Annotated in this window: 24 protein-coding genes and 1 pseudogene; 5 read left to right on the top strand and 20 right to left on the bottom strand. The window is 36.5% G+C overall.

Annotated features, from left to right (window positions below):
* Positions 1-16: 16 nt before the first annotated feature.
* From traJ to H3Z85_00620, 12 genes are all read right to left on the bottom strand, one after another.
* Entirely contained in the window at positions 17-1,000 is a 984-nt protein-coding gene (traJ, locus tag H3Z85_00675; GenBank protein QPQ52073.1) for a conjugative transposon protein TraJ, read from the bottom strand.
* A gap of 3 nt (positions 1,001-1,003) precedes the next feature.
* Positions 1,004-1,636, bottom strand: a complete 633-nt coding sequence (locus H3Z85_00670) for a DUF4141 domain-containing protein (GenBank protein QPQ52072.1) — start codon at positions 1,634-1,636, stop codon at positions 1,004-1,006.
* Between the two features lie 19 nt (positions 1,637-1,655).
* On the bottom strand, positions 1,656-4,163 hold the full coding sequence (gene traG, locus H3Z85_00665; GenBank protein QPQ52071.1) for a TraG family conjugative transposon ATPase: 2,508 nt from the start codon (positions 4,161-4,163) through the stop codon (positions 1,656-1,658).
* Entirely contained in the window at positions 4,163-4,498 is a 336-nt protein-coding gene (locus H3Z85_00660; GenBank protein ID QPQ52070.1) for a DUF4133 domain-containing protein, read from the bottom strand. Before H3Z85_00660 ends, traG begins: the two co-directional genes overlap by 1 nt.
* A 9-nt stretch (positions 4,499-4,507) precedes the next feature.
* Positions 4,508-5,341 carry a DNA adenine methylase gene (locus H3Z85_00655; GenBank protein QPQ52069.1) on the bottom strand — a complete coding sequence of 278 codons (834 nt, stop codon included), beginning with the start codon at positions 5,339-5,341 and terminating at the stop codon, positions 4,508-4,510.
* A 30-nt stretch (positions 5,342-5,371) separates the two neighbouring features.
* Positions 5,372-5,677, bottom strand: coding sequence for a DUF4134 domain-containing protein (locus H3Z85_00650; protein QPQ52068.1), 306 nt, complete (start codon positions 5,675-5,677; stop codon positions 5,372-5,374).
* 271 nt (positions 5,678-5,948) lie between these two features.
* On the bottom strand, positions 5,949-6,701 hold the full coding sequence (locus tag H3Z85_00645) for a hypothetical protein (GenBank protein QPQ53815.1): 753 nt from the start codon (positions 6,699-6,701) through the stop codon (positions 5,949-5,951).
* A 998-nt stretch (positions 6,702-7,699) separates the two neighbouring features.
* The gene (locus H3Z85_00640; GenBank protein QPQ52067.1) at positions 7,700-8,254 is read right to left on the bottom strand and encodes a hypothetical protein; all 555 of its coding nucleotides are present in this window, start codon (positions 8,252-8,254) and stop codon (positions 7,700-7,702) included.
* 62 nt (positions 8,255-8,316) lie between these two features.
* A complete protein-coding gene (locus H3Z85_00635) occupies positions 8,317-8,592 on the bottom strand; it encodes a DUF3408 domain-containing protein (GenBank protein ID QPQ52066.1) in 276 nt (91 codons plus the stop codon).
* Between the two features lie 30 nt (positions 8,593-8,622).
* Positions 8,623-9,021: a DUF3408 domain-containing protein gene (locus H3Z85_00630; GenBank protein ID QPQ52065.1), complete on the bottom strand. Its 399-nt coding sequence runs from the start codon at positions 9,019-9,021 to the stop codon at positions 8,623-8,625.
* Positions 9,014-9,814 (bottom strand): ParA family protein, encoded by an 801-nt coding sequence (locus H3Z85_00625; protein QPQ53814.1) that lies wholly within the window; start codon positions 9,812-9,814, stop codon positions 9,014-9,016. The genes H3Z85_00630 and H3Z85_00625 overlap by 8 nt, the downstream gene beginning before the upstream one ends.
* A gap of 183 nt (positions 9,815-9,997) precedes the next feature.
* Positions 9,998-10,162 (bottom strand): hypothetical protein, encoded by a 165-nt coding sequence (locus H3Z85_00620; protein QPQ52064.1) that lies wholly within the window; start codon positions 10,160-10,162, stop codon positions 9,998-10,000.
* 834 nt (positions 10,163-10,996) lie between these two features.
* On the opposite strand from H3Z85_00620, the gene H3Z85_00615 reads away from it, so the two are divergent.
* Positions 10,997-12,259: a relaxase/mobilization nuclease domain-containing protein gene (locus H3Z85_00615; protein ID QPQ52063.1), complete on the top strand. Its 1,263-nt coding sequence runs from the start codon at positions 10,997-10,999 to the stop codon at positions 12,257-12,259.
* A gap of 103 nt (positions 12,260-12,362) precedes the next feature.
* On the opposite strand, the gene H3Z85_00610 is transcribed toward H3Z85_00615, so the two are convergent.
* The 8 genes from H3Z85_00610 to H3Z85_00575 all read right to left on the bottom strand — a co-directional run bounded on the left by H3Z85_00610 (position 12,363) and on the right by H3Z85_00575 (position 19,097).
* Positions 12,363-13,388, bottom strand: a complete 1,026-nt coding sequence (locus H3Z85_00610; GenBank protein QPQ52062.1) for a hypothetical protein — start codon at positions 13,386-13,388, stop codon at positions 12,363-12,365.
* A gap of 27 nt (positions 13,389-13,415) precedes the next feature.
* On the bottom strand, positions 13,416-13,736 hold the full coding sequence (locus H3Z85_00605; GenBank protein QPQ52061.1) for a hypothetical protein: 321 nt from the start codon (positions 13,734-13,736) through the stop codon (positions 13,416-13,418).
* Between the two features lie 20 nt (positions 13,737-13,756).
* Positions 13,757-14,524: a DUF2314 domain-containing protein gene (locus tag H3Z85_00600; GenBank protein ID QPQ52060.1), complete on the bottom strand. Its 768-nt coding sequence runs from the start codon at positions 14,522-14,524 to the stop codon at positions 13,757-13,759.
* Between the two features lie 125 nt (positions 14,525-14,649).
* A complete protein-coding gene (locus H3Z85_00595; GenBank protein QPQ52059.1) occupies positions 14,650-15,159 on the bottom strand; it encodes a hypothetical protein in 510 nt (169 codons plus the stop codon).
* 63 nt (positions 15,160-15,222) lie between these two features.
* Positions 15,223-16,203: a hypothetical protein gene (locus H3Z85_00590; protein ID QPQ52058.1), complete on the bottom strand. Its 981-nt coding sequence runs from the start codon at positions 16,201-16,203 to the stop codon at positions 15,223-15,225.
* Between the two features lie 10 nt (positions 16,204-16,213).
* On the bottom strand, positions 16,214-16,570 hold the full coding sequence (locus tag H3Z85_00585) for a hypothetical protein (GenBank protein QPQ52057.1): 357 nt from the start codon (positions 16,568-16,570) through the stop codon (positions 16,214-16,216).
* A gap of 23 nt (positions 16,571-16,593) precedes the next feature.
* On the bottom strand, positions 16,594-17,544 hold the full coding sequence (locus H3Z85_00580) for a cell well associated RhsD protein (protein QPQ52056.1): 951 nt from the start codon (positions 17,542-17,544) through the stop codon (positions 16,594-16,596).
* A 167-nt stretch (positions 17,545-17,711) separates the two neighbouring features.
* A complete protein-coding gene (locus H3Z85_00575) occupies positions 17,712-19,097 on the bottom strand; it encodes a hypothetical protein (GenBank protein QPQ52055.1) in 1,386 nt (461 codons plus the stop codon).
* A gap of 587 nt (positions 19,098-19,684) precedes the next feature.
* On the opposite strand from H3Z85_00575, the gene H3Z85_00570 reads away from it, so the two are divergent.
* From H3Z85_00570 to H3Z85_00555, 4 genes and pseudogenes are all read left to right on the top strand, one after another.
* Positions 19,685-20,209, top strand: coding sequence for a sigma-70 family RNA polymerase sigma factor (locus tag H3Z85_00570; GenBank protein ID QPQ52054.1), 525 nt, complete (start codon positions 19,685-19,687; stop codon positions 20,207-20,209).
* Between the two features lie 87 nt (positions 20,210-20,296).
* Entirely contained in the window at positions 20,297-21,103 is an 807-nt protein-coding gene (locus H3Z85_00565) for a FecR family protein (protein ID QPQ52053.1), read from the top strand.
* A gap of 159 nt (positions 21,104-21,262) precedes the next feature.
* A pseudogene (locus H3Z85_00560) lies at positions 21,263-24,351 on the top strand (SusC/RagA family TonB-linked outer membrane protein).
* An 18-nt stretch (positions 24,352-24,369) separates the two neighbouring features.
* Positions 24,370-25,740, top strand: a complete 1,371-nt coding sequence (locus H3Z85_00555; protein QPQ53813.1) for a RagB/SusD family nutrient uptake outer membrane protein — start codon at positions 24,370-24,372, stop codon at positions 25,738-25,740.
* Positions 25,741-25,767: the final 27 nt, after the last annotated feature.

The following is a 25,767-nucleotide window of genomic DNA, read 5'->3' as shown; positions in this document are numbered from 1 at the left end:
TAATTTTTTAGGTATGTTATTTTTTAAGTAATCTCCCACCAATATTTCCGGCAACAGCCCCCGCACCACCACTAGCAACACTTGCAGCCTGCTGAATATTTCGGGTGAAATTTGTAGCACCAGAAGCTTGAATGATCCAGCCTGTTACCGTAGGAACCGTAAAATATCCTACTATCCCGATGATCATAAAAATGATGTATACGGTGTTGGTTGTATCTGGAATAAAGGAAGGATCGGATAAATTCTCGATATCGCGCTCCAAAATCAGAGACTGTATTCTGGCAAGGATGGAGCTGAACAGGTCAGCAACAGGTAGCCATAAATACACGCTGACATATCTCGTAAACCACTGATTTAATGTGGCCTGAAATCCATCCCAGACACTTATGGCAAATGCGATTGGTCCTAGAATTGAAAGGACTATCAGAAAAAATGTTCTTATGGTATCGATCACCAAAGCCGCTGCATTGAATAATATTTCCAGAAACTCCCTAAAAGAATCTTTAATACTCTGTCCAAATTGGAACATTCCCCGCTCAAAATACATAGCGCTCATGGTAGCAAGGTCCCCAGGCGACCAGCCAAGTTCTTCCAGTTTTTTGTCAAATGCTTCGTCAGAAACCAAATATGCTTTTTCAGGATTTCGGATCATTGCCTCATATTCCAGTTTGTCTTTCTTTTCCTGTAAAGCATTTAGGTCAAGAACCTGATTTTCGAGCATGGCATGGGTGCCTTTTACAACCGGGCTTAAAACAGCATTGATAGATCCCAGCACAATTGTTGGAAAGAACATGATACAAATGCCCAAAGCGAAGGGTCTGAGTAAAGGAAAAACGTCGATAGGTTCAGCACGGCTTAATGCTTGCCATACCTTTATAGCCACATAGAAAAGCGCTCCTAAACCGGCTACACCTTTAGCCACTCCCGCCATATCAGCTGAAAGTGGGATCATCTCGTCGTATAACGACCTTAAGATTTCATGTAAGTTCTCGTATTCCATGATTTACCAATATTTTTGATCAGGATTTCCATAGAGTTCAAGAACTCGTTGGGTATTGTTTTTCTTCTTGGCACGAATGATACTCACGGAAATATTTTTGTTGGTAAAGTATTTTACAAGGGCATGGTATTCCCTTACTTCCTTGTATACTTTATCAATAACTTCCATTCTTTCCTTGTCATTAAGAGATAGGCCGTTGGCAGTGATAATCTGCTTTAATTCTTTTAAAAGCTCAGTACTCTCATTAAGCAAGGCAGAATAGCCGTTTGCAATGGCTGCCAGTTCATTCGGTTTGAAATTGGGGTCATTCATCATTTTACCAAAATTGGTAACGTACATTTCAGATACATCGCCAACGAGTAAAACTGTTTGCTGAACTTTGCGCGCGTCTTTTACTAGATTATTTACAGCCTTGAGCTTATCGTAGTATTCTTTTCCTTGCTCATAGACTCGCTTGACTTCGTTGAAATTCTTGATTACATTTGAAACTGTCGAGGATGTCTGGACAATCTCGTTTGCACTGTTGACAATACCCGATGCAAGATTTGTCGGATCGGTTACTACCCACTGCGCCTTTGCTAATGGTGTGAAGGCGAATGTAAATGCCATCATCACCATGAAAATGATCTTTTTCATTGTTTTAAAATTTTAGAGATTAATTATTATTTTGATTTGCGGTATTTTTGAGAACAATGCGTTTTATGGCATGCTCAACATTCCCGCCGAGTTCCTCAGCCAGTTGCATGACCTCCAGTTTTTCGGTTTCTTCCGTGGTATAGGCATAATATTCGGCCATTGAAACCTCCGTTGCGTAGACTGCAGAGTGAGTGCCCCCAAGCCCGATCCATACTTCCTTATATTTTCTGGAAGGATCATTGTTCATATTGATCGAAAGTATCTGGGATTTCTCTTTTTCGGTAAGACCTAGCATCGCTTGGATGTCATCGAACTTATTCATATATTTACGCTGATCAAGGAGAATTTTGCAATCAGAGTTGTTGATGATAGTCTCTTTGACCACGGGTGAATGAATGATGTCATCTACCTCTTGGGTCACGACGATTGCTTCTCCGAAGAATTTTCTGACCGTTTTAAAGAGGTATTTTATGTATTCCGCGAAACCTTCTTTTGCTATCGCTTTCCAAGCCTCTTCAATCAGAATTAGCTTCCGGATACCCTTTAACCGCCTCATCTTATTGATAAAAGTTTCCATTATAATAATGGTCACAATGGGGAAAAGAATTTTATGATCCTTGATAGCGTCGATTTCGAAAACAATAAACCGTTTATTCAGTAGATCCAGCTCCTTTTCGGAATTTAGTAAATAGTCATATTCTCCACCTTTATAGTAAGGCTCTAGCACATTTAGAAAATTGGCAAGGTCAAAGTCTTTTTCCCGGACTTCCTTGGCTTGGAGAACTTGCTTGTATTCGTTCTTGACATATTCGTAAAATCCATTGAAGGACGGTTTAACATCGCTGTTTTTAATATGTTCGATGTACCCGCTTACCGCATTCGATAAAGCAACTTCTTCTGAACGTTTTGGTGGTTCATCATCTCGCTTCCATAGTGTTAGGATAAGCGTCTTAATACTTTCCCTTTTTTCAATATCAAAAACGTTGTCGTCTGTATAGAATGGGTTAAAGGATATTGGATTATCTTCGGTGTAAGTGAAATATACCCCGTCTTGCCCTTTGGTCTTACCCTTTATCATTTCACATAACCCCTGATATGAATTCCCGGTATCGATCAATAAAACATGCGATCCCTGTTCCCAGTATTGGCGAACCATGTGGTTAGTGAAAAAAGACTTGCCCGAACCGGAAGGACCAAGAATGAATTTATTTCTGTTTGTGATGATACCTTTTTTCATCGGGAAATCAGATATATCCAGATGAACTGGTTTTCCCGTGAGCCGATCTGCCATTTTTATCCCGAAATGAGAGGGGGAATCATGGTAATTTGTTTCCTCGGTAAAAAAACAGAGCGCTGGTTCAATAAACGTATAGAAGCTTTCCTCACTTGGAAAGTCGCCTGCATTGCCGGGCATTGCTGCCCAAAACAGCGTAGCGACATCAACAGTGTTATGTCTTGGCTTGCATTCCATTAGGGCCAGTGCACTGCCGGTATCATTTTTTATACGTTTCAACTCTGCAGGATCATCTGACCAGGCTATCACATTGAAATGTGCCCTTATCGAAGAAAGACCAAAAGAATGCGCTTCATTGAGATATTTTTCGATCCATTCCCGATTTATCTGATTGCTTCGGCTATACTTTGCCAACGAATGCATGTTCCGTGCGGATTTCTCAAATTTTCTGAGGTTATCGTCAGAATTATCCAAAAAGATGTATTGGTTGTAGATATGATTACAGTTAAGCAACAAACCAACAGGTGAAGCAAATGACAGTAAACAGTCACTACGGTCCGTTGATAGTTTCTCGTACCTGCTATCTATTGAAACAGTACCAGGAAGATCATCGGTGTCCGATAAGGTATGTACACAGAGCCTTTTATTACCAACGCGCACTTCTTCGTTTCCAAGAGATATGTCCTGTAAAGGTTCATCTTTGGCTCTTGAAAGGGTTAAGTATTGGTCAAGGAGGCCAGGAATATTGTCAGTTCCGGTAATTTCCTCACTCGTAAGCCTTTCAAGAGATATAAATCCACTGTCATTTAAAATCCGTTCAAACTGTGCCACGGCCTCCATGAACCTATGGATGTTTTCTTTGTCACGTATTTCTTTGGGTATCAAGACACCTTTGCAAAGCGAGGAGAAATTAGATTGCATCCGCATTCTTTCCTTACTGGTCTTGGTCAGAAATAGATAACAGTAATGGTTTAAGAATGGTCGCTCATTGAAATGCTGTTGATAGGATTTCCCTAAAAAGCTTATATCTTCTTTGGAAAGATCCGGTTCATAACTCTCTTTAATGAACCAATCCTGTTTTAGCACGATTGAATGATCGGGCAAGGTTTTTATCGCTTTATGCCAGGCAGAGTGCATTGCATCATACTCAGCAGATGATACCGTAAATACTTCCGGAAGGATAACTTTGAAACATACAGTGATGTCCGCTTCTTTCGATATAATACAGTTCTCTTCAACTGCAAGTAGCGGAAACCTTGATTCAAGTGTCCTTGTCTTTGCCATATTTCTCATTATTTGATTGATTTGAAATTCAACTTGGATTTTAGTAAGCGATAAATCCGCTTTTGGCTGATAATGAACCTAGGATGTCGCTTTTTTGAAGCTATTTTCATAAGTCCATGTTCACCATACTTCCCATTAAGTGAGAAAGTCTGCCAGATGAGAACCGATGATCCCGTAGTTCCCAGTACAAGGCATACATAGGAGTTTAGACCAATCATGTACATGATCATGACCAGGATCAATACACCCAGAAGACCTGCCGCAAAAATGAAAAGGTACTGGGCCTTAAGCCCTTTAAATTCAACCGAACGGCCCACACCTTTATTGATATTAAATGTTTTCATCGGTATGGTCTAAAAGTTTATAGTTCCCTGAATTGCGTTCAGGTCGTAATTCGCCGTCAAGACCTCAATCTTCTTTTTATGCGGTTTTCCATGTGCATTATCCACCATTACACTGGACTGCATCTGTAAAGTGTACCAGCCCTCGTTTTTTATGTATTGCTTTAACTCAGGGCTCGGATAACTGCTCAGCAGAAATTTCCCACTGATCTGGGACAGGCACCGTAGGAGTGAGGAATAATCTTCTCTCGTATAGCCGTCATAATGGCCACAGTCAGAATTGTAATATGGTGGATCACAGTAATGAAATGCAGAAATGTGATCGCGTGAATTAATGATGCGGAGAGCATCGGTATTCTCGATCTGAACATTCTGTAACCTGATCGCATATTCCTCTGAAAATGAGTTGCGCTTATTGCTGATCTTTCTGGCGCTCGTAGAACTGGTTTTGTCGTAGCCCCAGGTGTCCCCGATAATTGAACTAAAGGATTGGTTACAGAGAACCCATACTGCCCAGGCACGCTTTAACCTGTCAAATAAGTGAGGGTTGTTGTAAATCACTAGGGCGTCGTTGTGTAAGGATCTACTGTGGAGACTTATTCTGATCAGCTTTTCCAATTCTACGAACTGGTTTTGGACCATTTCGTAGAAATTGATCAATTCCCTATTGTAGTCGTTGATAACTTCAACCTCGGTAATAGGTTTTGACCAAAATATAGCCCCGCCACCGACAAAAGGCTCAACGTATGTTTTATGTGGCGGGATAAGAGGAATTATAACCTTTGCGAGTTTTTGTTTACCCCCATAATATGTTAATGGAGTAACTATTTTTTTTGCTGTCGTCATAGCTGTTGATTTGAAGGTTTGAATTGAAGGCTACAGGAAGAATGATCGTAAGATCGTAGCCGCGACAATTAAAAAAATACATGCTCCAAACCAACTGGCAGCAGTCTTACTGGTATCGGGGTCACCAGAGCTAAATTTGTTGTAAACCTTGACACCTCCAATCAGCCCGACTACTGCGCCGATAGCATAAACCAATTTTGTTGCAGGATCAAAATAAGAAGTAACCATTTGAGTTGCTTCCTGAATACCGCCCTGACCGTTTCCCTGGGCAAATGCGCCAAAAGTTGACATCATTAACAATGCTGTCATCAAAATTCTTTTTCTTTGTTTTTCCATGTTTTAATCGAATTTTTTGTTATTCTTTTCCTGCACCCTGCAGGCTTACATGGCAAATGTGAGATAGAATTGAAAGCACTCTTTTAAATTGGAAATCCGTGGAATTATTTGGCTTTCTAAGGTTGTCAGGGGGTACTTTTGCGACCTAAATAATGAGTATTTATAACCCTAGAATACAGGTCAGCGGATGGGACGATTTTATCTTTCTGGGGAACAAAAAAAAGTGCTAGATTCTAAGAACTAGCACTTTTAATCTTATAGTTTGAAATGGTTAGAATTTCCGCCCTTTACTTTTCTTTGACTGATTATTGGCCTTTTGATTGTCCTGACTTTTTTGTTGTTTTTCCTTATTTTCTTTGATGACATCAACAATAAAAGTTTTTTCCCAGAGAATTTTCTTGGCTTCAAAATGGCTCTGTACGCCAAGCCATTTTAAATCACTTTTCAGATCCCACCCACCTTCACGGTTCCATCCAATCGGATCAAGTTTTGTTTGAAATGGAAATTCAATGGCGATCAGATCTTTTGGAATGCTGGAAATATTTGCGTAGTCCAATTCGCGAAATTCATGTTTTATGGGATCGTACGGAATGAGATAAGCATCTTTCTCTTCCGAATAATAGTGGTCAATATCATCAAAATTTATCCCTTTAGATGCGAAATCAGTTGCCGAACGGAGCATATTCATCCTGATGTCAACAGTAAAGGTATGGCCTTCAATATCGATAGTTGGAAGTTTGCCCTGCATCCGGCTGTGAAAAGCCTGTTGATCAACCATAAAATGAAAGTCATCATGCGATTCCACTTCCATGATGGAGACGTTGTATTTTTTTGCCATGCCTGAAGGATCAAGTACAACAAATTCAGGTAAGTGAATATCCTTGTCATTATATTCGATCAGATATCCATCACCACTGTCCTGCATTTCTTTTAACGGAATTACATTATTTGGATCGGACTTGTCACGGAACTCAAATCTATTGATATCGACAATAAATGTAGTCCCCTCGATCAGTAATTCCAGTTGGCCCTGATCATTCCTATTTGCTGGTATAACCTGGCTAATTTCGTTCAGACTGTAGGCAAGGTCGTATTCAAGCTTTAGATCATGGTATAAAAGGCCAAATTTTAGCGGTAATTTTGCCGCATGGTTTTTACCTATAGGATCTATGGTTCTTATGTCTGGAATCTCCACAAGCCTAACAGACTCAGTATCCATAACACTTTCCTTTTTGAGATCAATAACCCGTCCGGTTGCAGGTTCATACAATATATTATATGCTCTGTTTTTGTCACTATAATAATCTCTAACCAGGTCAAGGTCAATGTCCGGTTTTCCCTGAATCGACCATAAGATATCATTGTCCGGATCAACAACATATTGATTGCCGCAAATGTTTACTTTGACGGGATGACCGTCAATTATCTTATTGTAAACATCCTGGTTAACCATCAATTCAAAGTCAGTCTTCTCAACCATATCTTTGCTGGTGCAATTGTACTTCTGGCTAAACCCTAATGGATCAATCTCTGTAATCCTTGGAATTTTAACATTCTGGCTGGTCTCAAAATAAGGATCAAGGATAATTTTTCCAGTGTCGTCAAATTCGGGATCGATAACGATAAAATCGTGATTTTTAGAGATTGGGCTGTAATTAAAGGAATAGTGTGTCCCATGATCTTCCATGTAGGCAAAGCTGATCGAATTGGCTGGATTGTCTTTTTCTATAAGAGCAAGCCTATCAATGTCAAATTGAAAAACAGTTCCACTTATTTCAATTTCCGGGAGTTGTCTTTTGGTCTGTTCCATAATAATGAATATTTGTTATTGTTATGGAGCAAAAATGTTTGGAAAAGCAATAGCATTGTTTAAAAGGAATTTTAGGGCATCTTTTGTCTTTCAATTGCGCTGTCGCCCTAAAAATAAATCATATAACAGGTTTTGTACTTCAACGGCAAATAATGAGAAGGATTTTTTAAAGAACTAATGACTTGAAAGCCGGTAAAAAAACAAAGGGGATCTTAAATAAAATCCCCAATGTTAAAATCATCACTGTTTTCAGAAGTTTTAGGTTCTTCTTCGTTTGGCAAATTCTTATTCAAAAGATCTGCGATCTTACGGGATGAACCTTCCATAGCATTTTCCAAAAGATAGAACAGGTCGGTACCTTCTATTTTACGAACTACAGCAACGGCCTTTTTAACTGAAACAGGTTCCGGATCATTGTTCCTTAATACCTGCCCGGCATCATTGAGTTCCTGAAAGGAAACCCCTTTGGCATACCCTCTGACATCATTTGGAAGTCCCATGTTTTTAAATTCTTCCTCTTCTTCCTCGTAGTCAATTTGCTCTTCGGAATTTTCATCAGAATTTCCATCTGGAACAGGATGTTCTAAACCCTTTCCCTCGGTTTTCATTTCAAAATTATTCTCTTTATCCTTTCGCTCATTTATTTGGCTTTCAGTGGATACACTTGGCGCGGTAAGTCTTCCATCATAGTTGGATTTGCCCATGATATCCTTCTGATCTTTCTTAGGAGCGACGATCTGAGTTCTTGTAATTTTGTTTATAACCAATTTATCTTTCAACAAAAGAATGATTATTGTTAAAAGAAAGATTAAAATCAATACTTCCATCGTTATAATATTGGTTTTTGGTTCAGGGCATGGATTGTGTTTATCTCGTCAGCGAAATTTTCAAAATGCTGCTTCAGGACATTATGGATATAGTCAGTGAGGGTAATTTCACCGTCCCCAAGGATACATACGATCCGGGTAAGTTTCTTGTGAAAATCCGAACATATGTAAACCGATTTTCCACATCTGGCTACAGTACTTGTCGGCTTTAAAAAAGCACATTCATACTCATCTATATGAAGTGTTTTTTTCAATTGGCTATTCTGTTGTTTTTTCATTTTGATATTCATTGTTATAAATTGAAATAATTAGAAGATTGGTTTAAACTTATCATTGAAGTCATCTGTAATTGCCTTTTCAAAAAGTTCAAAGTGGTGATTCAGAATATTGTCTAGATAGGCATACAACGGGATTTTATCTTCGCCAATAACCTGTACTATTCTTGATAAACGTTCATGATATTCCGGCCTGATATAGATACTCTTTTCACCTCTTCGGTTCATGGAATGATTTTTAAGAAAAAGTTCCCCGTAGCTTCCTTCTGGCTGTCTTTTTCCTTTCGGTTTATCTTTCACCACAGGCTTATTTTCAGCAGAAGGTTCTTGCTGAACTGGCAGATTTGGATCCCGTGTACCCTCAGCCATAACTTGCATAAGATATTCTTCATCAACTTTTGGGAGGTTCGCTTTTTTCTCATTTTTATCCATTATCCTTCAGTTTTATTGTTTTCAGAAATTCCTCAATGAACATATCCATTTTACAGGACCTTACAAGTCTTCTATCCGGTGGGAGCAGAGTTGACCTAAAAACCGTTTTCGCTTCTGATTCACTTTCTTTTCTGAATCGTTTGCTGTCAGTAACTCTAGTTTCCATCAATGTCAATCCCAGTTCATGAATTATTTTATCATAATGGTTATATAGAACAGACCTTTCCCTGCCGTCTACCTGATTCCAGAAGAGTCTAATTGTTTCAATCGAGGTCTCTCCATTTTTGATCAAAACGTTGGTCATGACATCGGTAAAAGAAAGTGTACTTTCAAGCACAACGCGATCCGCAGTTATCGGAGAAAAAATGTGGTTCATTCCCGCAAGAGTGCTTAGAAGGCCGGGAGTGTTAACTGTTCCAGGTAGATCAAAAAATATGATGTCAACAGGAATGGGCGACAATTTTAAAAATTGCTCTGCTTCTTTTAAGGCAAGTTCAGGCTTACATTGAAATATGGGATAAGCTTTCTTATTTATTGTCTTAAATTGTTGGAAAGCCAATTTTTTAAAGGTCTCATTTTTCATAATTGCGGATTGGTCTCTCTGTCTCATCTGGGCAAGACTGTGTTGGGGATAGTCGCAGTCAAAAACAGCTACATTAAGTCCTCGACTATAATGTAATGTACTCGCTAAAATCGCGGTGAAAGTACTTTTACCGACACCTCCCTTTTGGCTGGAGAATGCCACAAATAATGTTTTTTTTCTTTTTTTCCATTTTTCTAGATTTTTAAAAATTATTATAAAATAGTATTTGGTCTATCCTGCAAACCGGATCTCCTGCGTGATGGCTTGCCATATTTATTGTTCTCTTTCCAGATAGAATGACTGACTGATTTTCCAAAAGGAATCCGTCAAGCCTGCATTCTTGCCGATTTTCATCCTATCCTTCAGACTTTCTATCCATCCTGCCGATCTTATTTATTTCCGGAAAGCAATCTGTCCATCAATTCTTCCTTCATCCCTGAATCCCGGATATTTTTCAGGCGGGACAGGATCATAACTCGACTGTCGTCCTGAAATCATGTTTTCTGGCAGGCTTGAAAACAAGTTCGCTGTATAACTGGCCTGATGATTTGCCCCCATGACTTTTTGCCTGCCTGATATCCGGAAAACTATCAGCTTATCTTGCTTGATAGCACAAAGAAGAAGTATTTTTTAATGCACTATAATTACCTGGAATTGATTGACCAGAAGCGGCGGTTTTTGGCTCTTGTTGATATGGTGAGCCTTTGAAAAACTAGCCTTTACTTTGTATAGGATTCGTGGAAGACATAAAAGAAGCTCATATACTGTTGATGGATTTAAAAAATAAAATCCTTTAATCGTTGTTACTCAATCCGCCATCGCTGGCGGAATCCTTTCATCGGAAAGGAGCAAGTTATCTTTTGAGCAGCTCGAAATAAATTCCGCCGCTCAAAACAACTTGCCCTAGCGGGGCTTTAAAAACACTCTCCGAAGTCGAGGTTTTCATTAAAACATTAATTTTTGACAATGGACAATCAAAAAAAGAGCAAATCAAAAGTCTGGGCGCAAGCCCAAGGTTGATCCGGCAAGACACCGGTATTCCATAAGTTTGAACGATAAGGAGAATGATCGTTTCTTATCGCTATTTGAGAAGTCAGGTATGAAAGTAATGGCCCATTTTATCACAGCTTGCATGTTTGATAGAACCATAAAGACAGTAAAAATTGATATGAATGCAGTGGATTATCATACCAGGTTAACCAATTTATATAGCCAATTCCGATCAATAGGCGTAAATTATAACCAGATAGTAAAGATTTTATACCGAAATTTTTCAGAGAAAAAGGCCGCGGCATATCTTTTCAAATTAGAAAATCAGACTGCTGAACTTGCAGAACTTTGTCGGAAAATCATTGACTTAACACGCGAATTTGAAAAAAAACACCTTGAAAAATGATCGCTAAAATTGGGAAAGGAGCAAACCTTTACGGAGTAATTACCTACAATTTTCAAAAAGTAGCAAGTGAAAATGGGGAGATTCTTGGTCTTAATAATATGCCGGAAAGTTTCGATGGAACTTATTCGGTCAGTTATCTAATGAAATGTTTTGATCCATATCTTACAGCTAACAATAAAACAGAGAAACCAATCCGTCATATTTCTTTAAATCCTGATCCGAATGATAAAGTAGTGGACGATGATCTTATTAATATTGCCAATGAATATATGAAAAAAATGGGATTTGGAAATCAGCCTTACATTATATTTAAACATACAGATATTGAAAGAACCCATATGCACATAGTTACCACATGTGTAAAATCTGACGGAAAGAAAATTCCCGATTATAATGATCACGGCAAATCGATGACTATCTGCAGGAATATTGAAAAGGAATATGGGTTATTGCCCGCAACGGAAAAATTAACTAAAGATGAGCTTAATTTTAGACCTGTTAACCATAAAAAAGGAAATATCAAGAGCCAGATTTCAGCGGTGGTCCGATATATACCCCAACACTACCAATTTCAGACTCTTGGGGGGTATAACGCGCTTTTATCATTATTTAATATCACCGCCGAAGAGGTTAAAGGAGAAATTCAGGGACAGCCTAAAAGTGGTCTTGTTTATTTTGCGTTGGATGAAAAAGGTAATAAAGCGAGCAATCCTTTTAAAGCTTCATTATTCGGAAAAAAGGCTGGAATGGAATTTCTACTCAGTCATTTTGAAGAAAGCAAAATCGCTATGAAATCCAGCCCAGCAAAATCAATTTTAAAGAATACCTGTGAATCTGTTCTAGCAATTACCAATAGTGAGATAGAATTTAAAAAACAGTTGGCAAAACAGGGAATCAATATTGTAGTACGCAGAAATGATGAAGGTAGAATTTATGGTGTAACTTTTATCGACCATGAAAGTCATTCTGTCTGGAACGGCTCACAGTTAGGGAAGAACCTTTCTGCAAATTTCTTTAACGAGTATTGGTCGATAGGGGCAAGGCCACTCAGCGATGATTATGGTACTGGTCAAAAAAATGACCTGCCGATCCATAAATTATTTGATTTCATAGATGAAGGAATTTTAACCAATCTGACCGATAATTTTATTGAGGGAACGGGCTCAATGATACCAGGATCACAGGGAGAAGATTTTGAGGAAATTGATTTTGAAAACCGGATGAAAAGAAAGAGTAAACGTAAACGTAGAAAACTGTGATCTATTTATCTTTTTTTTAGGCAATATTTGAAAAAGTGGCAGTAAACAAATTACAATTAGAAGTCGAACTTTTAATTTCAAGAACTAACAGTTATTGATTTATTCAAAGTACTACTCTTTGATCACTATATTTTTTTCTTTCGATTTTTAATGATGTTAACCACTCTAAATACATTCCTTCCGGCATATTTCTGTATCCGATCTTATGTATGTAACTATATTCAGCATTGATTTTTGAAAGCAGCCTGACAGCACTTGAAGAATTTTTTTCAAGTTTTAAATATTGGTTTTTATGCGTTTCCGTTTTTAGAATTAAGGCCGTTATCAGATTCGGAAATATTTGTATCGCACGATCAGCACATTTTAAAGCGAAGCTGCCATCATTATCCGGAAAAGACCTATTAAATGCATTTGCCAGATCTACCAAGCACAACGCTAAGCTTTCTTTATCATCAAGCGCTTTCATATATACACCATTTTCAATCGCATCCAAATGGATAAACCCCGATGCCATTAGCCAGGAATCCTGTGGGAATATACCACTGGTAAGTTCGGTATTATACCAACCTATTGACTTAATGTTATGCTTTATATAAATATGATTGGGAGCAAGGGCCAAATTAGCATTTACACCAATTTCCTCGGCGAGGATCTTATATAGGTAGGGCAACGAGTTACAGTTGCCTTTCTGTGTATTTATCAGTTTGGAAACAAACAGATTCGCCAGCTCTCTGTGTCCAAACACGTCCTCAAAATCATAAGAAAATGGTTTGTAGCGAATCGTATCCTGGTTTATTAAAATTGGCGTTTCCTCACAGATCACCGAGAAAATTGCAGCATATTTGCTAACCGTCTCCTTATCTTTTTCATTGTAAGTAAGATCCCGGTTCTTAATAATTGTTTTGCAAAAGTTGGCCATAAATCGGATTTTCCTGTCAAGCTCAACTGTGTCTAGTTTGCCCTGATAATATGCATTTTCCACACTCAGAACAGCAGTTTTAAAACTGTATTTCTGCTTATCGTCCAGCATATTATCAATAGTCTGGTAGGCATCGGTATAAAACTGGTTCACCTGGGCTTTGATTACCCCTGCAAAAAAGATAAATAAAGAGAGATAGAAGTATTTCATAATTTTGGTTCCCAACATGGGATATATTTAAAAATCTGGATTTTGAATATGGTCTATAATGTCAATTGCAAGTACGTCATCTGTCTTTCGATCATACTTAGAAAGATAATAATCTATTAATAAACCAAGTTCTTTTAGTGAACAAAGCCGTTCATATGTAATCCCATTATCATTGAGTAATTCCTTCATTGCCCTTTTTAATTTAAAGAATCTATAATTTGTATCAGTTCCTATAGAGTACTCTCCATACAGAATGATTTTCTCATAGTCCATATCACTCACTTCTTCGGTGAGGAAATCATTAATCGTATTTCTTCTGATTGCTTTTATAATTTCATCTAATTTCATGGCTACCTGCATTAATTTTTTTATTCAACAAGATTCAACACTTTCCAACCGTTATCCTTTGTTAGACCAACCCAAAATTTATTGACCGTTATAAATCCGTCCGGATAGTAAAGCGTTTCTTCAATTAGCTCCTGATCTTTTCTTCTCTCTATAAGGTTGAACACGCGCTCAATGGTCTCAAAATTTGGAAAACCTTTATTCTCTAAATCCTCTAATAGAGAAACCCTCAGCACGCTTACTACTTTAGAATGGATTTCTGAATCCCAATCCATATTGTGTTCTTGCATCACATTTTCCGCTTCCAGATAAAAATCTTTACAGGATAAAATACCTTCCATATTATTTTCATTGTAAAAATTTTCCAAAGTGATTATTGCACCTTCAGGAGTTGAACGGTCTGGTCTGAAAAAATCATTCCCATGATCAATACGATATCCACAATATATTTCAAAATTTACTCTTTCATCCTCTGATAGCATATTGTAATAATGACGTATGGTGTAGCCACCTATCAGTCGTTGGTTATCTATTAACAGCCAGTCAACAGATTCTTTTCGGAGAACGATTTCCGGCTGACCTGTTTCAGCGAGAACTCCTTTGTAATATTTTCCTTCAATTTCAATATTTTCCAACCAAACGAAAACATCATTTTTGTCTTTGAACTTTATAGAATTATATCCTGTAAATCCACCTGCGATCAACTGATCGAAGTACCATAGCGTGCTGCTGGCCTTATATAAATTATATATAAATTTATCATCGACCTCAATTGTTATATGATTGTCCATTATTCTCTTAATACTTTGGGGGAAATTGGTGGCTTCTTTTTAAATAGGTAATATTGGGTATTTTATTATGGTTAAAATTAGCATCCAAAAAACTTAATTGTAAGGCTATTCATATTGCCATCTATTTAGTCAAAATCTGGATAGACGAAATTGTATTTTCCTGTCCTAATTCGTTCCGCTATTGCAAAAGGCGGTATTACAATTCCAATTTCCGCGATTCGGTTTTCTCCTTCCAGTTTACCAACTTTTCTGAAACCTTCATCATTAATTTTCCATACAAACCACCTTTCAGAAACTTTTATCGGTTCATCCCCAACTTTATTACCATAATCATTTGTATCCCGAAATAAGACTTCCTCTAAAGTTGGATAAACAATACTTTTACCTTCCTGCATATATAAGCCCTGTTTTACTCCAATATTGATCACGGTATGTGCATGAAATTCAATATCGCCCTTCAACAGTTCCGAATAATCAGGAATTACACGGGCTGGATATTCTCTTTTAAATGATCTAATAACATCGCTGTTCAATTGGGTTCGGTCATTAGCGATGTATTGGAAATATTTTTTATTCCCATTTTCTAATTCCACCGAGAATATGTCCCCGATTTCTGTTTTTACTCTTTTACCCATTTTATTTGACGAGGAATTTTATAATTTTTCTCAATTTAGGCAAATAGCGAATTTTAATTTTTTTTACCGACAAATGTCCTTAATCCATTGCGCCGATTTCAAAAATCGTTTTGCCGTATCATCGCTCCATTGGACCCCATAATCTATTTTATGATCCGTACAATTATTATTATCCAAAACTGTATTTGCTGTTTGTAAAAGTTTAGAACTGCCTACTCTTACGGTCAGTTCATCTAACTTTTTTAACCAACTCGAACTGGGATTTGCGCCTCTCGCTGTGTCAAAGAAATGAATCAGCTGAACTTTAATCTCAAAGTCATCCCAACTGTTTTCAACTATTTCCAAATTCATAATTCGGTTAATAATTCTGTAGCAGCACTGATTATTGGCAACTTTAAATTTTTTCAGATAATCAATCAATAAAATGTCTTTGGGAGACACTAATTTTAAAATCTTTTTAAAACAGATTACGTCATGGTGGAAGCTGATCTGATTTATAATTTCCAGTATATTTTTCAAAGTTGATAGTTTAACTTCCACAGTAGCTTTTTTGAAAATACTTCTGGACTGTTCAATTTTTATAATACCTTCCAAAAAGTTGCTGTTCGGCGAAACAAAATAGTTATGCTTAAGATAAACCGTAATATGAAAATAATCTTCCGGTGAATACGTAATCATCTTGTCATTCACAAAATTTGGGATAAGATTATTTCCGAGCAAAGCTCCCAATCTGGCGACGTATAACGACCTTAAAAATGCGCCATTAAATTCATTGTTATAATGCAACAATTTTGGCAGGATGTACTTATAGCTGTTCTTTTCAATTTCTGATGAGATCAGTTCATGGAAACTATTCTCCAAGTTCTTTTCCGCATTGAATTGTTCTTCCTTATCACTTGTTAATTCTTGATGATATAGAAGTAACTGGTCAAACCAATCCTGAATTTTTAAAAAATCACTTTCAGAAATATTTAATGCTTCGGCTAAAACTTTAGATTCCTTTAGGTCATCATCTTTAAATTTTAAATATGGATTATCCGTCATAAATCTGAATTTAGATCATTTCCCCAAATTTTACATTTTCACCATCTTTAGTATAGGGATAGATTTGCTGAAATCTGCTTTCAGGTGAAAGAATTAAATCCACAACCAATACATCCTTACCCTGATATCTTCCGTCCTGAGCAATAGCATAAACCCGAATATCCTCATCTTTTAAATCATCATATGCGCCAGCCAGCAAAATATCATACATTTCTTTTGAATTTGTTGATTCTGAATAAGCAGAGATATTAGTAAGGTTACCATTTGCTCTTACATAGGTAGCATAGGGTGCGAATTCACCACTTTCAATTAAATACTTTGTTGCTTGCTCTTTTATGGCATTGAGCAATTTCTCAATATTATTCATAAATAAATATAATACTTTTTAAACTATGTGCACCCAGGAACACCACCACAGGGATCTTTAGGTTTTGGTACAGGAATAAGCTTAGGAGCAGGAGCAGGTGTAACTCTAAGATTATCAATTTTGGGTTTTGCAGGAGGCGTATAGCGTTGAATATTAATACCGGAATTTTTAAGCGGTTCGCTTAGTTTTGCAGATTCATTAATTTTCAAAATAGCTTCCTGTCCACTTGCTTTTGAAATTTCCTGCTGGCCCCTAAGCTGTTTTGTAAACGATTGTTTGGCAACATGCTTTATTTCCACAGTTCCCCCTTCATCTGTCATTGCGTCGGGTATAGTTTTTCCGGTCTTTCCAGTCTTAGGATCGGTGTATTCATAGGTTTTGGTATTTTTCTCCTTTCCCATTTCCGCAAGCTGTTTTTCTTCAACATATCTACCAAAATTGAAATGTTCCTGCTGAGCTTTTGTTACGGCTTCACTTTGCTTTGTTCCTACTTCACCAGTCTTGGTAACTGTTTCAATTATGTTCGGTTTAATTGACGATTCTTCAAATAACGGCATTAAACGTAGCCACCAACAACACTCAGTAGCATCTTCCGGCGCTAAACCTGTGGGATCTTTAAATCTTACAGGGTTATTGAAGGACATACTGTAAGGGCTCCAACTTGGGAACTCTTCACTCAGGGGGTCAGGACTCATCCAGCGTCCATGTGTATCACCGATCGGTTGTGCGTCCGGATCTTCAAGATCTACTTCAATGAAATCAACAACCTCACCTTTTTTGACGTTGAATTTTACTGATCCTATCGTAACAATACTGTCCTGATCATGAAATTCAAGGTATTTTCCCTTACTTAATGTAGCTACCTTGGGGTAGTAACCATATTTTTTAAATGGGTTTCCTGCTTCTATATTTTTTCTTCTTCTTTCGGCTTCGGCAGGACTTAAGCTATCTCTTGTCTTAAGCACTTCCGACATATAGGGGCGGGATCGCTCTTCTTTTGTCAATTTAACGGGGTTTACCCATTCTTTTCTTTTGTGTGTGTTTTTTCTTTTGTTTTTCCTGCGCTTGCGAAAAGCACATAAGAAACAGGAAAACACAAAATAAAATCTTTCTCATAATTTATTTGTTTCTTGATTATCAGTTATAAAAATTCCTTTGGAATTTTGTAAATCTTTGGGGATTCTTTTTTAGGTAAGATAGGTTTTGGTTTATTTTGAGCTTCTCTCTGCTTTTGCGCGTTTAAAATTTTGATCCTTTCCGCAATTTCATCACTTTTTTGTTTGTTCTCAGTACTTCTTAATGAGCTGAGCCATTTTTCATATTGATCCAGTGGCATCTGGGAAAACCCCGATTGATCAATATAGTCAAAGCTCAAATTTATTTGACGAAATTGGTCTTCCAATGGTGGGTAATTACGGATATTTTGCAGCTGCTCCTTAATCTGAGGGTCAATTCCAAATCTCGCGCAAGACTGCATAAAACGAACTTGATCCGTATTGCTTTTCCATAAAGTCGCATTGATATTCTGTGGATTTAAAAGCAAAGCCTTATCAAGAACCTTAGAAACGAATTCATCATAACCAAATTTATGTATATAACCACTTGCTAAATCCACATATGTCTGCGATAAAACTTCCCGTTTATTTAAGTTTTGCATGTATAGCTTATTCTTTAATGCCTCTGCTTTAATATATCCTGAATTGAGTACAAAGGAATTGGCAGAAAACATTCCATTGGTCAATTCAATACTTAGTATTTCTCCATCATCATTTTTAAATCTGATATAGGAGTGATTCGGAGACATTACCAAATATGCATCCGCTCCAATTTGTTCTGCTAATATTAGATATAGTAATGGCATTGAATGACACTGACCAGAATTGGTTTTCATCAGTTTAGACACAAACATTTTTGAATAATCTTTGGCGCCCATATAATCGTCAAAATCGTATTTCATAGCCTTATGAACTACTTTCCCATTCTGTTTACTGTCCTCCGCGAAATACCTAAAAATTGATAGATTCTTGGAAACGTTGTCAGAATCTTCCACTCCGTTTTTCTTTAAATCATTTCTTATAATATTAGTTGCTTTTTGGATTTGATTTTGGTAAGATTCATGGAAGTTTTTATTGTTATCGTAATAAGCATTTTCAACTATAAAAACAGCATCTGCTATGGAATAGCTTTCGGGATCAAGTTGTGACAGATTTTCATAAGCCGCATAATATGAAGAGGTACCTTTTTGATCTGCTAATGAAGCAAGCCTAAAGTTCTTAGCGAAGGATTCGGCCCTTATCTCTGCAATCTGACGTTCAACCTCCTTATTAATATGTTCTTGATCTGCTTGTTGATTTATACGTTGATCGGCATGGGAATTAATGCGAGAATGATTATAACGACCAGGAGTGATCGTCTGTGTTTCCTGTACCCTAAATAGATTATTCTTTTGGGGCATTTCAGGAAACTTGGGTATTTGTCCGAGACAAATAGAACTGACATTAAAAAATAGTATAATAATATATCTCATCGGTATAACTGTGCTTTTTTCGGAGGGATTTGCAATTTAATTCTATTTATGTTTTTCGGCTCTAGGTATTTTCACGGAATTTTTACTTTTAAATTCTCATTCAAAAAATATATGGAGCGAAATTATAACTGGAAAACGTCAGAACCTGTCGCATTTTAAACTTTGGGAAGTTTAATTATCTTTCTTACCTATTTATTGGGGATAAACAAAGAAAGGCATGGTACTGAAGCCAATCGTCTAAAGAGGTACCGCTAAGAACCCAGATGCCGAAAAGACTTAGCCCATGCCAATAGTAGGCACAGGCGTAAGTCTATCGAATTGCATCTGTTTTTGAAAATTAGCGGTTTTCTTTAGATTAAATTTTCGATAGCTTACGCTCGTTTATATCTTAATATTCTATTAAATATTCCGACTGCTAATATATTAATTTTTTAGAAATAAATATTCCAAATGATAATAGTGTTTTATTGTTGAGAATGTAATTATGAAAAATGCTGATGTTGTGGTATATTTTTCCAGTATAATTAAAAATTATTTCGATAAATTTAATTATATATTAAAAAATTACTAATTTTGCTATTAACACAATGTGGTCTCTTAACCGACATATCAGAATTGAAGAACAACAATATCATAAGCTTCTTCATAAATTTAATCCACTAATATTTTCTCTCATTTATAAAAAGATCAATAATAGGGACGATGTTTTGGATGTCTTTCAGAATGTCATTATTCATATATGGGAATATCGGTCTAAACTGGATGCTGGCAATATTGAAAGCATAGTTGTAAAAACCTGCCAACAGGAAATAGCACATTTTTATAGGAACGCAAAAATCGATAAAACTAGCGATCTACCCTTACATTTTTCCGATACTTCGCATGAAGATTTAATCATTGCAGAAAATAAGGAGCGAAATCTCTCAGAAATAGAAACAGCAATTGAAGAGTTATTTCCTCCGCTTCGTAGAAAAATTTTCAAAATGAATAAAATAGAGGGTGTCACGCAAGAGAAAATTGCCGCTAATTTCAATATCTCCAAAAGAACGGTTGAAAAGCATATACATCAATCTATGATCTACCTGAGAGACAAAGTGAAAATTACTAAATGATGTTAAAGTATCATAAAATAAGTTAATTTTTCATAAAAACCGTGTGGTTTTTTCCTCCGTTCTCCTATACATAATAAAGGCTCTTTTATGAAAGACAATTTTCCCTATCTCACAGAGGAAGAAGAGAATAAAGTATGGACAAATGCTTTAATCGCTATTCGTCGTAAAGAAAAGCAAAAAAGAAATCGTAAAAATATAATGTACGGCGGCATTGCTGCAGTCGTGATTTTAAGTGGTAGCGTTTTAGGCTATAATTTTTTGATTAAGCCAGATGTCTATATGGCCGTTTCTGATCCTCGTAAGGTCTTACTGCCTGACAAATCAGAAGTAATTTTACAAAAAGGAGCGAAGCTGACTGTTGAAAAGTCATTTCCTTCAGATACACGTGAAGTTACACTTGATGGAGACGCAATCTTTAAAATTTCTAAATCAAAAGAACATCCATTTATTGTTCATGGTAGAAATTATGAGACTAAAGTATTGGGAACCGTTTTTAAGATTTATCAAAATGAAAAATCTTTCAGTGTTGACCTGTATGAAGGTAAGGTGTTGGTCTATAGATCTGAAAAACCTAACGAATCATTTGAACTAAAACCAAAAGAAACGTTTTCAAATTTGGGAACTGTACAAGTTGCAAGAATATCTGCCACATCACGGTCAACAGAATCTCAACTTAAATCAAGTTTATCCTTCAACGATTGCTCACTAAGTAAAGTAGCCCAAATCATAGAAGAAACCTATAACGTAAAAATGATAATCCCTGATAAAGATAAGGTGGTTAAGATTACGATTTCATCTACTAATTCTACCGCTAAATCCCTTATTGAAATCATTGCTTTCCAGCTGGATTTCAAAATAAAACAAATCAATGATAAAACATTTCAATTGGAGTGAAAAACTATGGGCTTTAATTATGCCCTCGCTCAGTGACGACACGTGAAGCCGAAAATTTAAATGTTGAATAAGAAAATGACCGACGGGTGCGACCGTCGGCCAATGTATTCAACCAATAACTGTTCGATGAATTATTAATTATAAATACGTTACAAAAATATGAAAATTTTGTACAAAGCCGCCGTGTTCTTTTTGATCGGATGGCAGGGTCTTAATGCCCAAGAGAATCTCTCTACCATGAGAGTAAATTATGATTCGGAAGCATTACCCGCAGTTGATGCAATTGAACTCTTTTTGAAGGAAAATAAAATACGTCGTTTTTCTTATAAAAAGAAGTCATTTATAAACTACAAAGTGCCAAGCACAAAATGCAATAACGAATTATTAATGGATTGCCTTGCGAAGTTATTCAAGGAATTACCCTTTGAAACAACCATTTTTAATAATACGGTTGTCATTCGCGAAAAGAAAATTAAAGCAATTAGCCAAATAACTCCACAAGATCAAAGTTTACCTGTTGACACATTAAAATCCGAGTCTTTTGCGGGTAAAGAAACAAAAATTGAAGAAATCACTTTAAATGCCGGATACTATAAAGTCACCGAAAGGAACAGCACTGGAAGTATTTCAAAGGTTAAGGCAAAAGATATCGAAAACCAGCCTGTAACGAATGTATTATCCTCTTTGCAGGGCCGAATGTCAGGAGTTAATATCACGCAAAATTCCGGTATTCCCGGTGGAGGGTTTACAATACAGATCAGGGGACAGAATAGTTTAAGAACAAGTATGAATTCCTCGATTGACGGTAATCTTCCACTCTATGTGGTTGATGGTGTACCTTTAAGTGAAATAACAGCTGAAAACACGCAAATCGGCGCTACAGTGATGCCTTCTGGTAAGATTAATCCATTAAATAGCATAAATCCGGGTGATATCGAGAGCATTGAGGTACTAAAAGATGCTGATGCGACTGCTATCTATGGTTCCAGAGGAGCAAACGGAGTTATATTAATAACCACTAAAAAAGGTAAATCAGGTAGACTGAGTGTACGACTTACAACCAATTACGGTATAAGTGAGGCTATTTCCAACCTCAAATTATTAAACAAGGACCAATACCTTAACATGCGCCGTACAGCTTACCTGAATGACGGAGTTGTAAACTATCCGGCAACAGCCTATGATCTTAATGGCGCTTGGGGAAACAATGAAATAGATTGGGAAAAAACATTGATCGGAAACAAAGCAACCTATAGTAACACCCAACTTTCATTGAGCGGTGGTAGTGAAACAACCAGTTTTTTAGTCAGCCTCGGACACAATGAGCAGACAACTCCTTTTGGACAAGGTTATAAATATCTCAGCAATACTTTTAATTCTAATCTGTCACATCGTTCAAAGGATAACCGCTTTCAGCTCAGTTTATCTAATATGTTTACCAATCAGAAAAACAATGTTGTTAGAACTGATATTACTGGCAGTAGTTATACGCTACCACCTGTATCACCTCTGCTCTATAATGAAGATGGAAGTTTAAATTGGGCCGGAAATACTTTTAACAATCCTTTAGCGGCCTTTAATGCCACTTATAGTAACGATACCAAGCTCTTTCAAACTAATATAAACGCTGATTACAAGCTTTACTCGGATATGAAATTTAAGATTAATGCAGGATTAAATTACACGGCAATAAATGAATTATCTCTACTTCCCAATACAGTCAATAATCCATCCCTTGCAAGCGGTGCTTCCAGTGCAACTTCACAATCAAGAAAAAAAGATCAGGATATATTTTCTTTCATTATTGAACCTCAATTAAACTGGTCAAAAAATTGGGGAAACCATAAAATTGATTTTTTGATAGGGGGAAGTTTTCAGAGAAATGTTAGGAATACTGATGAAATTACAGGAATAGGATTTGAAAGCAATCAGTTTATTACAAATGTTTCCGCTGCAAAAACGATAAGAATGGGCGACCAATCATCTATTGAATATAGATATGCCGCATTATTTGGTAGGTTAAATTATCAGTATAAAAATCGTTATATCCTGAATGTTACTGGTAGACGTGATGGGAGCAGTCGTTTTGGACCTAATAACAGATTTGCAAATTTTGGAGCGTTGGGAGCCGCATGGATCTTTACAAAGGAAAATTTTCTAAAGGATTCTAAATGGTTATCTTTTGGTAAGATTCGCGGTAGCTATGGTTCGACAGGAAGTGATAATATCGGGGATTTTCAATTTTTGGATAATTATAATGTTTCCTCAACATTAATATACAATGGAATTACCGGACTGTTACCTGCCAGACTATTTAATCCCAATTACAGTTGGGAAAAAACAAGAAAGTTTGAAACTGCAATTGAACTAGGTTTTTTGGACAACCGTATTACTACTAATTTAGCATATTATCGTAATAGATCTTCAAATCAATTGGTTGGCTACCAACTATCTGCCGTAACTGGATTTCCAAGTGTGACAGCAAATCTGGACGCTACAGTGCAGAATACCGGACTGGAATTTGAAATAAATGCAAGACCAGTTTCAACTAAGAACTTTAATTGGGAAACTAATCTTAATATAACATTCCCTAAAAATAAACTGTTATCATTTCCAGGTCTAGCCGGTTCACCTTATGCAAGTCAATATTCCATTGGCTCTTCAACGCAGATTGTTAAGCTATATCAATTGGAAGGTATTAATCCGCAGACAGGACTTTATCAGTTCACTGATTTTAATGGAGACGGCAAAATATCTTCTCCAGATGACCGTCAGGTTATTGAAGATCTTCAAATTAAATTTTTGGTGGCATAAATAACAGTATTCGATATAAAAATTGGGATTTATATTTTTTATTTCAATTCGTCAAAAAGAAAAACTATAACCAAAATTCAATTATGCCTCTTCCGGGTACAATGGTTAACCAACCTGTGGAAGTACTGGATGTTTGGTCTGCCGAAAATCCTAACGGAACATATATGCCTTATAGTGCATCAAAAAATTTGCTCAATCATAATTTATTTAAAGGAAGTACTGCTGCTGTTTCAGATGCATCCTTTGTAAGATTAAAAAACCTAGAATTTGGTTATAATATACCGATGTCGTCAAGTCCTTTTAAAAGTGCTAAAATTTACTTTCAGGGCCAGAATTTAATAACATGGACTAAATTCTTTGGTGTTGATCCAGAGGCAATAATCTCAGGTTTTCTTCCTCCCTTAAGAACATACTCTTTCGGACTACAGTTAAATTTTTTAATTTCTAATCTCATGAAAAATTTTAAATATTTATACACATGCATTCTCGCATCTTTCTCATTGTATTTTTCGATTTCGTGCGAAAAATTGATTGACGTTGATCTACCGAATAATCAGATTGCCAGCAACGAAGTATTTCAGGATCTTCAAACAGCTAACGCTGCATTATCGGCTTTATATGCCGATGTAATGTCAAATTCCCCGATTTCAGGAGTGAATCTTGATGCCGCCCTAGGCGTTTATACGGATGAACTGGATGAATTCAGTACAACGATTACTCCAACTAGGGAACTTTATCTAAACCAACAAACTGACACGAATCAAACCGTATACAATATCTGGGTTTCATCTTTTAAACATATTTATACAGCTAATGCTATTATTGAAGGTGTTGATAAATCTAACGGGATTTCAATGTCCGACAAAAAGTATTTGAAGGGAGAAGCTTTATTTATTAGAACGTTAATGTTTTTTTATTTGAACCAACTTTGGGGGGATATTCCATATCCTGAAACAACGGATTACACAATAAATCAGATTTTAAATAAAACACCTTCAAATGATGCATTGAAAAAAATGGTAGAAGATCTTCAACAGGTCCTGACACTATTGCAGGATGACTATCGAAATGCTGAACGGATATATGCCAATAAAATGACAGCAAGGCTTCTACTGGCAAAGATCTATATGGCACAGAAAAATTGGAATCAGGCAGAACAATTGTTAAAAGAAATTACCCAATCTTCGCTTTATCAAATAGAAACCGATATAACAAAAGTATTTCAAAAGTCAGGTAAACACATTCTTTGGCAATTAAAACCTATTAATAATGCTTCTCTGAAACAGGCTACCTTATACTATTTCTCAAATGCAAAGCCTAGTTCTTATGCGTTGAATATGAATCTCGTAAACTCCTTCAACTCTAATGACCTAAGAAAACAGCACTGGATGGCGTCAGTATCCTATAATGGATCAATATGGTATAGAGCTGAAAAATACAAAAATCGCGATAATACAAATGCTAATGAGTATTCTATCATATTCAGGGTGGAAGAAGCTTATCTTTTATTGTCAGAATCTTTGGCTCAGCAGAGTAAACTCACCGAAGGGCTTATTTATTTAAATTCGATAAGACAAAGGGCAGGTTTAGCGGCATTAACCAACTTAAGCCAAGCTGATCTCCTTAATGAAATCCTTTTGGAAGATAGACGTGAATTCTTTACTGAAACAGGACATAGGTTTCTTGATCTGAAGAGAATGGATAAACTCAATTTATTGTCAACTGCAAAGCCTAACTGGAAGGATTTTCATAAACTTTGGCCGATCCCCCAAAATGAAATTCTCCTCAATCTAAATCTCAAACCTCAGAATAATGGCTATTAAGATCAAATATTTACTGGTTTCCATAAT

This window comes from Chryseobacterium indologenes (assembly GCA_016025055.1).
Classification (GTDB): domain Bacteria; phylum Bacteroidota; class Bacteroidia; order Flavobacteriales; family Weeksellaceae; genus Chryseobacterium; species Chryseobacterium indologenes.
This window is presented reverse-complemented; position numbering and strand designations above follow the sequence as displayed.